Genomic DNA, 12,405 nt, shown 5'->3' with positions numbered 1-12,405 from the left:
CGCTTGCATTCTGCCCACGCGGGGGTAGCTGACCTCCCATCGCCGCTTGGCGGTCTTCGTCCGAGAACGCAGCGGACCTCCCGGCGCGCGTTTCGCTCACCATCTCGTGCGCGCGCCGCATTGCTCCGGTTGTGGCCGCTTGGCCAGCATTTCCACTGTCTGCCAAGTGCATTCGTGACTAGAGTCTTCCATCCCGTCGGTCATGATCAGGCAGATGACGTGGCCCGGCCGCTGCTCGACGCGCAGCGCTGACAACTGGTCGCCGATCTCGGTGATGAATCGCCCGATGGCGTCGAGCAGGGCAAGGGTCACCTGGCAACCGCCAAGCTGCTGGTGTTGCGCGTTAATGAGTTCACGCCAGCCGTCCTCGATCGCGGCCTTGGAGCTCTCCATCGAACCTGAGCGGTCGAGCAGGGCGGCAAAACTGCACCCGGATCAGATTGCAGTAGCGCGCCACTGCGCCCATCGCAATCCACGCGAGTGACGATCGACAGCGTGAAGCCGGTACTGCAGCTCGAAGGCGTCGGCAAGACGTACCGCAGGGGCGACGAGCAGGTGCGCGTGCTCGTCGACTTCGACTTCACGTTGAACGCAGGCGAATTCGTTGTCGTGACCGGACCATCGGGAGCAGGCAAGTCGACCCTCCTTCATATTGCCGGCGGGTTGGACGCACCAGAGCGCGGCAACGTCGCGGTGAACGGCCAGGACGTGTGGTCGATGAGCAGCGGCGCCCGCGCGGCATTCCGGCGGCGCAACCTCGGATTCGTGTTCCAGTTCTTCAACTTGGTGCCCATGCTGACCGCCGTGGAGAACGTGTCGCTGCCGCTGGTTCTGGACGGTATGTCTGCCCGAGCAGCCGACGCACGCGCTGAGGAGTTGCTGGAACGGGTCGGGCTCGGCGACCGCGCACGGTACCGGCCGGCCGAACTGTCGGGCGGACAGATGCAGCGGGCGGCGGTGGCGCGTGCGCTGGTGGCCCGGCCGTCCCTCGTCCTCGCCGACGAGCCGACCGGAAACCTGGACAGCCATTCGTCGACGGAGGTGTTGAATCTCCTGCGTTCCCTGTCAGACGAAGACGGCGCGGCGGTCGTCATGGTGACCCACGACCGGGCCGCGGCGCGCTACGGATCCCGCGAGCTGCACCTTGTCGACGGGCGCGCTTCTGCAGTAGACGCCGACGCGCCCGCCATGGAGCGGTGATGCATAGGCTCGGCGCCGGATGGCTGTCTTTCCGGCGCATCCACCTCGCTGCGCTGATCGCCGACTGGCGCCGGACGATGCTCAGCGTGATCGGCGTCGCGCTCGGAGTGACGGTGGTTCTCGGGACATTGATACTCAAAACCGAGCTCGCCAGCCCGTTCGACTCATTCGGCCCGTCGCTCACCCACTCCGCCGACAAAGGGGTGGTCGAGGTCACCCCGAACGTGAGCGGCCGGTTGCCGATCGAGACCGTCGACCGGCTGCACGCCGAGGTGGCAGGGGCGCAGGCGGTCATCCCGATCGTCGCCGCCTTGACTCCGGTGGACATCGCCGGCGGCAGTCACGGGTTCTTTCTGCTGGGCGGGTCATGCCAGATCGAGCTGCTGGTCGGAAATTTCAACTGCGAACAGCGCGCCCACGAGGGCGAACCCGCGGCCGGCCCCGGCGTGCCACTGCAGATCGCGGCGGTCATCGCCCAGCGGCATGGCCTACAGCTCGGCGACGAGTTACGCATCCCGGGCCTACCTCCCGGTTCGGCACACGTGGGTTGGACGTTCCAGGAGTTCGACCCGGTCAAGGGCATCAACGACGGCTACGTGCTGTTGGCCCCTTCGGTGGACATCGCCGCGGGCCTGCTCTCCTCGCCCGGCTACGCAACGGCCGCGTTCGTCCTGCCGACTCAAGGTGTCGACATCGCGGCCGACGTCGACCGCGTCATCGCCGGCGTCGCAACGGCAGGCCCGCCCAGGCCGCACCTGCCTGCCGTATTCGCGAACAGCACACAGAGTCTCAACCTCACCGCGCTGGCCGGCATCATCGTCGGCATTCTCATCGCCGTGAACACCGTGCTGCTTGCCGTGGAGGATCGGCGAGCGGTGATGGGGACCATCGGCGCGATCGGCGCCAAACCGGTCGGGTTGTTCGTCGGAATGCTTGGCGAGGGCGCCGTGGTGGGTCTGCTCGGTGGCTTGTTTGGCGTCCCAAGTGGTTTTCTGCTGGGGACATATCTGGTGGACAGATTCGGGCGTTCGATGTTGGCCGGGTCAGGGGGCAGCATCGCGGCGCACTTCACGCCCACCTTGATCGTGATGGGAGCTGCCGCCGGGACCGTGTGTGGAATCCTCGCGATGTTCGGGCCTGCCGCCAGGTTGGTCCGCGACGGGCCGTTGGCTTCGATGGCGAGCGCCGGCGGAGTGCAGCGCGCCAGGAAGATCCCGATGTGGCCGCTGATCGTCGGGGCAGCGTTGCTGGCCGCCGCCGTCGTCCTGCTGAAGATATTCGAGCGCGGGTCGCTGCCGCTGAGCATGGGCATCAACGGCTTGACCGTGGGGCTGTGCGGCGTGGTGTCGGTGACGGTGTGGATCGCCCCGCGTGCCGCCGGGCTGTCGAGCGGGTTGCTGACAAAAGTGCGGCCCGCCGTCGGGCGGCTGCTGGGTGCCGACATCAGGCGCTACACGCTGCTGTTCGGACTCTCTGCCGCACTACTCGCCGAGAGCACCAGCCTGGCCATCGGCTCGAGCGGCATGCAACTGCTCGGCACCGAGCAGATTGCCACGCAGAAGGCGAACCGACTGCCCGCAGCCTTGTTGATCAGCGCACAATCGGTGCTCGATCAGCGCGACGGCAGGATTTCCGACCCCACATTCGAGATGGTGACCGGCGCCGCCGACGGGCGGAGCGTCTCGTCGCATTGGCAGTCGACGATCTCGTCGGGGACGTTGTCGCGAGAGGTGGTCGGCGTCACGCCGGGCGATTGGTACAGCGAAGCCATCTATGAGCCGAACGACGTCCGTGACAGATTCTGGCAGGGTTTGCGGGACGGCGAGGTCGGCCTTACCGAGATCGCCGCGAGCCGCCTCGGCGTTGCCGCGGGTGACAGCGTCGACCTGCCCACCGTCGAAGGGCCGAAGCGCTACCGGGTGGCTGGAATCTTCCGTCCACAGATGGTCAATGACGCCGCGGTGGGCGATATCGTGCTGGTGTCGGAAAGATTGGCGCGTTCCGATTGGGCTGCCGCACGCGACCACGTCGCGGTGGCCTATCCGTCCTCCGCCGACGCGACCGCACACCGTAGCGATTTCCTCGACCTCGGCGCCGGATTGTTCGTGTACGACAATGAGCAGTGGCGTTCGGTGGCCACCAACGGGATCACCCGCTTCTTGCAGCCGCTCACTTTCGCGGCGTACGTAGTGATGGCGGCGGCCGGCCTGAGCGTGCTGAACGTGTTCCTGCTGGGGCTTGTGCAGCGCAAGCGTGAGCGAGCCGCGTTGCGTGCAATCGGGGTGACCTCCGGGCAGGAACAGGCCGTCATCATCGCCAACGCCGGCCTGCTCGGCCTTCTCGTCGCCGGCCTCGCCGTGCTTGGCGGTATTGGCCTCACGTACCTCTGGTCGCTCGGCTCACCAGTGTTCTACGGCATCAAGATTCAATGGGGTGTGCTGGGTCTGCCGTTGCAGACCGGAGTGGCGGCCGTGTTCGGACTCGTCCTCGCCGCCGCGGTGTATCCCGTGATCCATGCACGGCGGCTGGAGACCGTCGAGGTGCTGCGAGCCAGTTGACGCGTCAGGCGTGAACCGGACGGTGCAATCGTGGAATGTCGTCGTATGCGCACCGAAACCGGTGTAGGTATTCCCGAATCCCGGGGCTCGACATGGCCTCGAATTCCTTGGGCGGCAATGCCATCTGGAAGACCAGTCCGCGACCGTCTGCCCCTTCCAACAACGCCCCGAGTCCGGCAACAGGTGATTGCACCACCGACGTGACGTAGGACGTGAACGTGTCTTCGAAGTGGATGCGATAGACGCCGAAGCCGCTCTGGTTCGAGACGAAGGGGTTCCACCGGGCCGGATCGAAGGCGGTGGCTACACAGCGAGCGCCCCGCCATGCACTGGCAGCGTCCAGGACCTGTTGGTTGATGCGCATGTCGCAGTGTTCGTCGGCAAAGTGGTCCACGCTGTGCCGAATGCGTTCGGCAATCGAACTGGCAGCCTCTCCACGCCGCAGGTCCACGTTCAGCGTCGTGATGATATTGCCGATAAGCAGCGGCTCGAGGCCACAACGACTCCTCGCATTCACCGCGATCGCAAGGGTGCGACGATCCACCGCGGGATTCGCCTTCATGAGCGCTTCGGAAACATGGGCGCACACAACGTCGTTCGCAGACAAGCGGATCCGGGCTCCGTAGGCGTCGCGCATGCGGGCGATTTCGTCTTCTCCGAAATAGAGAATCAAGGTCCGCTGCTTGCGCGCATCCTTGGCCAGGTACAGCGCGCTACGGGCAAACTCTGCGATGCCGAGGAAACGCACACCGGGCTTACAAGCCCCGTCGGCGGGAAGATGCTCGTCGAGGTAGGCGGCGCGGTCTTCGACGATCAACGGCTCAGCGAGTGGCTTGTCGGCGGCCGCGGCCGACCATGCGTTCATGAGGTGCATCGACGTCTGCATGTCGCCGATCGCGTGGTGCCAGGAGAAGCCGATCGCCGTCGCGTCGTCGGCAAGATGCGTGACGCGCACCTTGCACACCGGGCCCAATCCCCATCGTGCCGTGGCGCCGTTCACCGGGTCGACGAGCCATCGTCCGCGGTCCTCCGACGTCGAACGGATCGCATCACAGAGCGTGCGGTCCGACGACACAGTCGTGAAAGGCACACCCTGCCCCTCACATCGGATTCGCATCCTCCCGCCGTCGGTGGCCATTCGCCCCGCGAAGATCGGAATATTCGTGAGCGCTTGCGCAAACGCACGGGCGAGCGCCGTCGTGTCGAGATGGCGCTCGAAGAAGAACACAACGTGGACCGCCAGGTTCGCGACAATGGCGTCGCCCGCATTGCACCGGATCTCGAGCCGTTGTGGGTGCGATGGACTGATCAGCTGGGTCGACACGGTTGCCTACTTTCGGCGGTTCACTGTTACGCGGCCGCCGAGTTTCGGAGTGTGGGCGATTCCCCGAAAATGCGACTTCTCATCGGCGGCGGCATCCGTCTGGATCCGGAAGTTCTGCAGCACCGTTCGCAGCACGACATCCATCTCGGCGATCGCGAAATCGGCGCCGATGCATCGACGCGCTCCGCCACCGAACGCGAGCCAGGTCGGTGCCACCGCCTTGGCGCCGCGGAAGCGGTGCGGATCGAACCGTTCCGGGTGCGGGAAGACTTCCGGATTCTCATGCAGATCGGAGATCCTCACGAGCACCGTGCGACCCCGCGGAATCCGCCAGTCGCCGAGGTCGGCGCTCGGCGCCCTGACCCGGCGGCCGGCCACATCGATGACGGTGCGCACCCGCAGCGACTCGACGATTGTGGCCCGACGAAACTCACTGCCCCCCTCGTCGACCTCTCTGACCAGTTCGGCCAGCACGTCCGGGTGGCGCCGCAGCCGCTCAAACGTCCAGGCCAATGCCGACGCCGTGGTTTCGTGGCCCGCACAAATGAGGGTCAGGAGTTCGTCGCAAAGGTCCACCCGCGACATTCCAGCTCCGTCGTCGTGCCCTTTGCGCACCAAGAACGCCACGACGTCCGTCCGCCCGCCGAGACCCGGATCGGCATCGGCGTGAGCGATCAGCGTGCAGACGATCCGGTCGAACGCCGTGCGGAGCTTGTCCAGCCTGCCCCACGGACCGGGGCGTCCGGCCCAGGATGGCGGCGCCGGTAAGAATGCCATCAGCTGTCCGAGTTTCATGTATGGCGGGATGAGCGCACGTAGTTTCGCGAGCTCCGGCCCATCAGCACCGAAGATGGTCCGCAAGATCACGTTCAAGGTGATCCTGTTCATCGGTTCGAGCATCCGGAATTCTTGGCCCTCAGGCCAATTCGCGAATTCGCGAATTGTCTCGCCCACGATGACCGCTTCGTAGCTTTTGAGGCTGTGACCGTGAAATGCCGGCGCGAGCAGCCGGCGCCGATCGCGATGCGTACCGGCGTCAAGTCCGAATACCGAACCGGGTCCGAACCAATTGCCGAGGTTCGGCCGCACGTTGCTCAGTTGGTCGGCGCTCGCGGTACACACCGACCTCACCAGAGCCGGGTCAGAAACGACGATCGATCGACCGAACAATGGGACGTTGATTTCGAAGATGCGGCCGTGCCGCTTGATCCAACGCCACATCGCCTTGCGTCGAAAGAAAGCGAATCGAACGCCTTGCAGGAGCTTGGGTGAGCCCACCCGCGGAGGGTTCAACCTGTTCGGCGTGGATGTGTCACACGGATCGGCCGTGGCCGGATGAGGCATGCGGTCTCCCGAACTGCGACGTTCCCCGGTATCTCGATGGGAATCGTGGCTCGCCTGCGGTGGGACGGGCGCAGTAGTGCCCTACTGCGATCTGGTTCGGCTTCCGCTGCGTTGGACCTTGTTGAATGCGTCGTTCGGGCGCATTAGAGGCCCGATTCGCCCCTCGCGCTCTTCGCCGAGAAGAACTAACTGATCATCGGGGCTTTGGGTTTCGCACTCCGAAGTGCTACGGGCTGGAACTGATGGTCGAGCGCGGCACCGGCTGCGGGCCCATGTCCTGCTGCTCCTCCGACAGGCCGATGCAGGCTCCGCTGTCATGGCCGGTGCACGGGACGCCGTCGATCTCCGGGATGTCGGGGTTGGCCGCGTTCGTGGTGAATCCGCTGTCGTCGGGTGAGTTGGGCACCATGAAGGGCACGCAAGATGTGGTGTAGACGTCCTCTTCCTCACCACCCGTGCACGCCGCGAGCGGCGTGGAGATCACTGCACCGGGCATCGCAATCACCGCCACCGCCGGTGCGCCGACGACTGCCAAAGCCAGCACAGCTGCGGGGAAAAGCCGTCGAGCCGGGGCCGAAAAGTTCACCATGCGTGCGATCCTCTTCCTTCGGTGCCTATCTACCTGCTGTGAGCATTCTAGGAGGGGAATGGCCGGCCTCGGGATGAATCGGCCCCGAGCACATCCGTTCTGGGCGCCAGGATGCGGTCACCGACCTTCCGCTGCTCGGTCAGCAGGCGACAGGGTGCCGCGCGACGGAAAGTTTCACCCCTTCCGAGATGACGCGGCTTACGTCGACGGACTAAAGTTTGTAGACACAGCCGTTGGGTAGGCATGCAAGGCGGAGTGCGATGAAGCCCCGCCTAAGGTCGAGAACCAATAAGGGGCGGTGGGTTCAAGTTGATCGTCGTCAGTCGTTTGTTCGCAGCTACCGGAGTTGTCGCGTCCACGGTCTTCGCTCCTTTCCTCACTGCTCCCGCCGCTTCGGCTGCGCCTTGCCCCGACGTCGAGCTCGTCTTCGCACGCGGCACCTTCGAGCCGCCCGGTGTCGGCGGGACCGGGCAGGCATTCGTCGACTCGCTGCGCTCGAAACTCGGCGACAAGTCCTTGGACGTGTATCCGGTGGAGTATCCGGCGTCGCTGGACTTCGAGACCGCCGCTGACGGTGTCATCGATGCGAGCAACAAGGTTCAGGCGGTCGCCGCTGAGTGCCCCAAGACCAAGATCGTTCTCAGCGGTTTCTCTCAAGGGGCGGCCGTCACCGGATATCTCACCGCTGACTCGGTACCCGCAGGTTTCGAGATGCCTGCCGGTCTGACCGGGCCGATGCCGCCCGCCATCGCCGACCACGTCGCTGCGGTTGCGCTGTTCGGCAAGCCCTCGAGCGGATTCCTGCAGATGATCGCCAACACCGCACCGCCGATCACCGTCGGACATCTCTACACGGCGAAGACCGTCGACCTGTGCATCCCGGAGGATCCGATCTGCTCGCCAGGCGGCGGAGACAGCAATGCGCACAACATGTATCCCGCGAACGGTCTGACCGATCAGGCGGCGGATTTCGTCGCGCAGAAGGTCTCCGCGGCCCCCAGCACGCCGAGCACGTCCACCCCGGCCACGTCCGCCCCGAGCGTTCAGACGGCTAGGTAGGGTTACCCCGCTGGTCGCACGGAACTTGGCCGCCGTCGTCGATGCGCGTGAGCGTGCGAGTCATCTCCGTCGGCTTGATGCTGCCGTTTCCGCCGGTGTACGGGTTGTCGAGGAAGACGACCACGAGCATTCCCGCAGTAATGAGTGCGGCGACGAATCCGATCGGAATGGCCTGAATCACCATCTTCTCGCGCTTGTCGGCCTGGACGACCATGTATGCCAGGGTGAGCGTCGCCCCGATCCCCAGCGCGAACCACAGCGGCATGGGTAGAAACGGAGTTGCCTCGGCGAGCCGTTCGCGCCGACCATTGCGTCGCTGGGCAACCTCGTCGAACCACTGTGCATAGGCGGCCTCGTGTTGCGACTCCTGCGGGGCGGCCGCAGTGAAGTCGGCTTGTAGCGTGTCGACCCACGACTCCACCAGTGCGCTGGACTGGCCGTGCTCCATGGCCGGCCACTCGTCGTTGACGACGGCGCGTCCGTAGCAGACCAAGCCCCCATGCAGGCGATCACCGGTCGGCGCCGGGAAAAGGCTTGCGACAGTACTGAGTTCGGTCACGGAAACGGCTTCGATGCTGGCGCCCTCTCGCGCGCGCTGGAAACTCTGCAGCGAGAAGAGGATCACGAACGCGAGCATCACCGCGAACATCGTGCTGATCACCGACAACGACCCCGCGCTGCGCGGGAAGTCGGTGAACCAGCCACCTTCCGGCGCGCGTCGGCGGACGAGAAGCTTCGCGGTGACAGCCAACGCAACCACGACCACAACGATGATCGGGGCGAGCCAGGTCAGCACGGACAGTTACTCTATTGGCCCCGCGTCCGACTCGGCCGGCAATTCACCGAACGTCGGGCTCCGCTCAGCGAAGGTCGATCAGGCGGCGGCTGAAATGGGTGAGCTTCGACCTGAGTGTTTCATCGTCGATGTCGCCTACGAGCGGATGCATGACGGCGCTGCTGATCGCGCCCGACAACATCGCCACCTGGATGAGGTTGTCCTCGCCGGCCTCGTCGAGCAACACCCGGTACAGCCGCGACATGAAGCGCTGGAACGGTTCATGTTCGGCGAGCAACCGCACCACGATGGGATCGAACTGCAGCGTCCGCACCAGCCTGCGGTCGCGCACCGCCATGTCGATCACGCCGACCAGTAGAGCGTCGCGCGCCTGTGACCCCTGGCTATGCGCCTCGGCCTCTTCGAGCGCAGGCACCAGCCTGCCCAGTTCGCGCTCGGTCACGGCGACGACGATGTCGGCCTTGGTCCGGAACTGGTGATACACCGCCGCTTTGGTAATGCCGATCGCGTCAGCCATCATCTGCAGCGACGTCCCGCTAACCCCGTGGTCGGCGAACAGATCCAACGCGGCGTCGAGCACGCGGGTGCGTGCCGCGCTGTACTCGGTGGTCCCCAACTCATCGGTTACCTGCGGTTGCGCTGATCCCACCCGATGAGACTAGCCGACCGGCTACGGTCGGGCGCATGACTGAACACGGACCGCAGACGCGGAATGTTCTGGAGTACCAAGAGCTCATGAAGCAACTGGCGCCTACGGTCGAAGCGCCGGAGGACTGGGCCCGTGCATCGCGTCTCCGAATTGCCCGACCTGGTGTACTTCGCGGCCGAGGAGCGACACTTCCGTGATCAAGAAATCACCGTGGTGAACTCGCTGAGCGTGTTCGAGTTCGACACGGCCGCGAAGATCCGCCGCCTGTCCGTCTACCTGCAACAGGCGCGCTAGATCCGAGCCCTAGAGGAAGTGGCGGGTGGATCTGGCGACGAGGTAACCCGCCGGGAATGACTTCTCGATCACCTGGCACTGGTTGTTGTGCAGGCACTCCAGCTCGAGAACGACGCCGCCGCCTGCGATGGCTCTGCTCTCCAGGACCTTGTAGTGCTGGCAACCGCCATCCGCGTCGTAGATGGGGTCACCACAACGGACGTTCTCGATCGGAACTCGGTCCCCGCCGTCGGGAGATGAAGACATATCGACGAGCGTAAGCCGTGGTCCGGGCGCCATGACCCATTTCGCACGCAATGGGGCTACCCCAGGTTGGCGACGATGGCTGCGATGCGCCGGGCGCGGGTTTGGGCGGCCTTGGCGCCCAGCACCGATTCGACCTGCGCTCTGCGGTTGCTGGTCGAGAGCGTCTCCCAGGCGGCCGCCGCGGTAGGCGAAGCGTCCAGCGCCGCACTTAGGTCCGCGGGCACCTCGACGGTCCGCGGCGCGGTGTCGAGAGTCAACTCGACGTCGATCTGGTCACCTCCCCCGATCCCCGACTCCTGCCGCCTGGCCGCGCTGAACGGAAGCAGATACCTGCCGCCCATGGAGGCAACCGTCGAGCGGTACTCGAAGCCGTTCACATTCACCACCACGGGCGGCCGCTTACCCGACCCGAGAGCGTCCACCACATCGGCCGGGACTTCGATGCCGGTGTTGTTGCCGTCCTGGAACATCGTGGTCGAGAACTTGGTCGAGAACTTCACGCATCCGGCATAGCACAGAACTGACGAAAATTCGCTGTGCCCTGCGGATTTGGCTCGAGTCGATTCGAGAGCCGGGTGACGGGCGCATACTCGGCGCATGGCCAGGGACATACTGCGGATCGGCTTCATCGGACTGGGCAACATGGGAGCGGCCATGGCCGCGAACCTCGTCAAGGCGGGCCATGACGTCACCGTATACAACCGGTCGCGGGCCAAGGTGGACGCCCTCGTCGCCGAGGGCGCACGGCCGGCGGACTCGATCGCCGACGCGTGCGGCGGTGACGTCGTGATCACCATGCTCGCGAACGACGACGCCGTCGAGGCGGTCACCTTCGGGGACGGCGGAATCCTCGCCTCGCTTGGCCGCGGTGCGACTCACGTGTCGTCGTCGACCATCAGCGTGCCGCTCTCCGAACGGATGACCGCCGCCCACGCCGAGGCGGGCCAACAGTTCGTCGCCGCGCCGGTATTCGGCAGGCCGGAGGCGGCGCAGGCGGCGAAGCTCTTCGTCGTCGCGGCAGGCGATCGCGCAACGCTGGAAGCGATTTCGGGGGTGCTCGACGCTTTCAGCCAGCGCACGTTCATCGTCTCCGAAGAGCCGAAAGCCGCCAACCTGGTGAAGCTGAGCGGCAATTTCCTCATCACGTCGGTGATCGAGTCGCTGGGCGAGGCGATGGCCCTGATCGGCAAGGCCGGCGTCGATAAGCACCAGTACCTCGACATCCTCACCTCGACGCTGTTCGGCGCCCCGATCTACAAGACATACGGCGAGTTGATCGCGGGTGAGAGATTCCAACCCGCCGGATTCGCCGCAACGCTAGGGCAGAAGGACATCCGGCTCGTGTTGGCCGCCGCGGAAGACCTACAGGTGCCGATGCCGGTGGCCAGCTTGATCCGCGATCGCTTCCTGACCCTGCTGGCCCGCGGCGGCGCCGACCTCGACTGGTCGGCAATCGGCGCTCTGCCGGCCTGGGAGGCGGGTGCCTCCGGTCCCACCGGTTCCTAGGTCGACACCACGCCACGCAACCCGTCGGCGCCGAAGACGGGCTCGAGCATCGACGAGTAGTCCGGGCCGCGCCGCAGCATCAGGCCTCCGTCGACGTTGATCACCTGACCGGTGACGTAGCTGGACGCGTCGCTGAGGAGGAAGACGGCGGCGTTGGCGATGTCCTCGACCTCGCCAGGCCGCGGCAGCGGCGTGCACGATGCGTAGTCAGCACTCAGTTCGGGCGAATCCAGAACCGGCGCAACGAGTTCGGTCTTGATAAGGCCCGGGCGGATGCAGTTCACCCGGACCCACGACGGGCCGAGTTCGTCGGCGGCCAACTGCATCAGGTGGTCGATACCGGACTTGGAGACGCCGTACGCGCCGAACCACCGATGGGTATTGCTCGCTGCGATCGACGAGATCCCGACGAAGGACCCGCCGCCGCCCCGGACCATTTCCCGCGCCGCGTGCTTGAGCACGTACATGGTGCCGTTGATGTTCAGGTCGACGGTGCGCCGCCACAGCTCGGAGTCGATCTGCGTGACGGGACCGATCGTCTCGCTTCCGCCTGCACAGTGCACGACCCCGTGCAGCACGCCGGTCCACGCGGTCGCCGCCTCGACGACCCGGCTGACCTCGTCTTCGTTGGTGACGTCGGCGGGTTCGTAGAGCACCGAGCCCCCGTTGGCGGCATGCGGTTTGATCTCGTCGACGGCGGCGGCAAGTCGGTCGGCGTTGCGGCCGGCGATCATGACCTTTGCGCCGGCTTCGGCGGCCGTCCTGGCGACGCCCTTGCCTATTCCGCTGCCACCGCCGGTGACCAGGACCGTCCTATCCGCCAACGACAGCTGCACCGTC

Annotated in this window: 14 protein-coding genes; 5 read left to right on the top strand and 9 right to left on the bottom strand. The window is 65.6% G+C overall.

Annotated elements, in window-relative coordinates; genetic code table 11:
- Positions 1 to 96 precede the first annotated feature (96 nt).
- Positions 97 to 393, bottom strand: a complete 297-nt coding sequence (locus tag QOC76_RS22095; protein WP_526360392.1) for a hypothetical protein — start codon at positions 391 to 393, stop codon at positions 97 to 99.
- 102 nt (positions 394 to 495) lie between these two features.
- On the opposite strand from QOC76_RS22095, the gene QOC76_RS22090 reads away from it, so the two are divergent.
- Together QOC76_RS22090 and QOC76_RS22085 are read left to right on the top strand one after the other, a co-directional pair.
- Positions 496 to 1,200 carry an ABC transporter ATP-binding protein gene (locus tag QOC76_RS22090; RefSeq protein WP_526360390.1) on the top strand — a complete coding sequence of 235 codons (705 nt, stop codon included), beginning with the start codon at positions 496 to 498 and terminating at the stop codon, positions 1,198 to 1,200.
- Entirely contained in the window at positions 1,200 to 3,758 is a 2,559-nt protein-coding gene (locus QOC76_RS22085; RefSeq protein ID WP_526360388.1) for an ABC transporter permease, read from the top strand. The genes QOC76_RS22090 and QOC76_RS22085 overlap by 1 nt, the downstream gene beginning before the upstream one ends.
- A 4-nt stretch (positions 3,759 to 3,762) precedes the next feature.
- On the opposite strand, the gene QOC76_RS22080 is transcribed toward QOC76_RS22085, so the two are convergent.
- The 3 genes from QOC76_RS22080 to QOC76_RS22070 all read right to left on the bottom strand — a co-directional run bounded on the left by QOC76_RS22080 (position 3,763) and on the right by QOC76_RS22070 (position 7,015).
- Positions 3,763 to 5,082 (bottom strand): acyltransferase, encoded by a 1,320-nt coding sequence (locus tag QOC76_RS22080; RefSeq protein ID WP_526360386.1) that lies wholly within the window; start codon positions 5,080 to 5,082, stop codon positions 3,763 to 3,765.
- Between the two features lie 6 nt (positions 5,083 to 5,088).
- On the bottom strand, positions 5,089 to 6,426 hold the full coding sequence (locus QOC76_RS22075) for a cytochrome P450 (RefSeq protein WP_526360384.1): 1,338 nt from the start codon (positions 6,424 to 6,426) through the stop codon (positions 5,089 to 5,091).
- 226 nt (positions 6,427 to 6,652) lie between these two features.
- A complete protein-coding gene (locus QOC76_RS22070) occupies positions 6,653 to 7,015 on the bottom strand; it encodes an intersectin-EH binding protein Ibp1 (RefSeq protein WP_526360382.1) in 363 nt (120 codons plus the stop codon).
- A 327-nt stretch (positions 7,016 to 7,342) separates the two neighbouring features.
- Between QOC76_RS22070 and QOC76_RS22065 the strand changes: the two genes are divergently transcribed.
- Positions 7,343 to 8,074 carry a cutinase family protein gene (locus QOC76_RS22065; protein WP_526360418.1) on the top strand — a complete coding sequence of 244 codons (732 nt, stop codon included), beginning with the start codon at positions 7,343 to 7,345 and terminating at the stop codon, positions 8,072 to 8,074.
- Here the strand turns inward: QOC76_RS22065 and QOC76_RS22060 are convergent.
- The gene (locus tag QOC76_RS22060) at positions 8,067 to 8,870 is read right to left on the bottom strand and encodes a bestrophin-like domain (RefSeq protein ID WP_526360380.1); all 804 of its coding nucleotides are present in this window, start codon (positions 8,868 to 8,870) and stop codon (positions 8,067 to 8,069) included. The two genes, QOC76_RS22065 and QOC76_RS22060, sit on opposite strands and share 8 nt — an antisense overlap.
- Before the next feature lie 64 nt (positions 8,871 to 8,934).
- Positions 8,935 to 9,519, bottom strand: a complete 585-nt coding sequence (locus QOC76_RS22055) for a TetR/AcrR family transcriptional regulator (RefSeq protein ID WP_526360378.1) — start codon at positions 9,517 to 9,519, stop codon at positions 8,935 to 8,937.
- 132 nt (positions 9,520 to 9,651) lie between these two features.
- Between QOC76_RS22055 and QOC76_RS22050 the strand changes: the two genes are divergently transcribed.
- A complete protein-coding gene (locus QOC76_RS22050; RefSeq protein WP_526360376.1) occupies positions 9,652 to 9,813 on the top strand; it encodes a hypothetical protein in 162 nt (53 codons plus the stop codon).
- 9 nt (positions 9,814 to 9,822) lie between these two features.
- Here the strand turns inward: QOC76_RS22050 and QOC76_RS22045 are convergent, their stop codons facing one another.
- Both QOC76_RS22045 and QOC76_RS22040 read right to left on the bottom strand, forming a co-directional pair.
- Entirely contained in the window at positions 9,823 to 10,059 is a 237-nt protein-coding gene (locus tag QOC76_RS22045; RefSeq protein ID WP_526360374.1) for a hypothetical protein, read from the bottom strand.
- 56 nt (positions 10,060 to 10,115) lie between these two features.
- Positions 10,116 to 10,559, bottom strand: coding sequence for a YdeI/OmpD-associated family protein (locus QOC76_RS22040; RefSeq protein WP_526360372.1), 444 nt, complete (start codon positions 10,557 to 10,559; stop codon positions 10,116 to 10,118).
- Positions 10,560 to 10,671: 112 nt separating this feature from the next.
- Between QOC76_RS22040 and QOC76_RS22035 the strand changes: the two genes are divergently transcribed.
- Entirely contained in the window at positions 10,672 to 11,565 is an 894-nt protein-coding gene (locus QOC76_RS22035; RefSeq protein ID WP_526360416.1) for an NAD(P)-dependent oxidoreductase, read from the top strand.
- Here the strand turns inward: QOC76_RS22035 and QOC76_RS22030 are convergent.
- Positions 11,562 to 12,401, bottom strand: coding sequence for an SDR family oxidoreductase (locus QOC76_RS22030; RefSeq protein WP_526360370.1), 840 nt, complete (start codon positions 12,399 to 12,401; stop codon positions 11,562 to 11,564). The two genes, QOC76_RS22035 and QOC76_RS22030, sit on opposite strands and share 4 nt — an antisense overlap.
- Positions 12,402 to 12,405: the final 4 nt, after the last annotated feature.

This window comes from Mycobacterium sp. (genome assembly GCF_032159565.1).
In the GTDB taxonomy this organism is placed as follows: domain Bacteria; phylum Actinomycetota; class Actinomycetes; order Mycobacteriales; family Mycobacteriaceae; genus Mycobacterium.
Note: the sequence above shows the minus strand (reverse complement) of the source record. Positions and strands in the feature narration are given on the sequence as shown.

Bases quoted from the DNA above. Each gene is read 5' to 3' on its own strand.
- QOC76_RS22095 (WP_526360392.1), bottom strand. From the start codon at position 393: ATGGAGAGCTCCAAGGCCGCGATCGAGGACGGCTGGCGTGAACTCATT.
- QOC76_RS22085 (WP_526360388.1), top strand. From the start codon at position 1,200: ATGCATAGGCTCGGCGCCGGATGGCTGTCTTTCCGGCGCATCCACCTC.
- QOC76_RS22075 (WP_526360384.1), bottom strand. From the start codon at position 6,426: ATGCCTCATCCGGCCACGGCCGATCCGTGTGACACATCCACGCCGAAC.
- QOC76_RS22070 (WP_526360382.1), bottom strand. From the start codon at position 7,015: ATGGTGAACTTTTCGGCCCCGGCTCGACGGCTTTTCCCCGCAGCTGTG.
- QOC76_RS22045 (WP_526360374.1), bottom strand. From the start codon at position 10,059: ATGTCTTCATCTCCCGACGGCGGGGACCGAGTTCCGATCGAGAACGTC.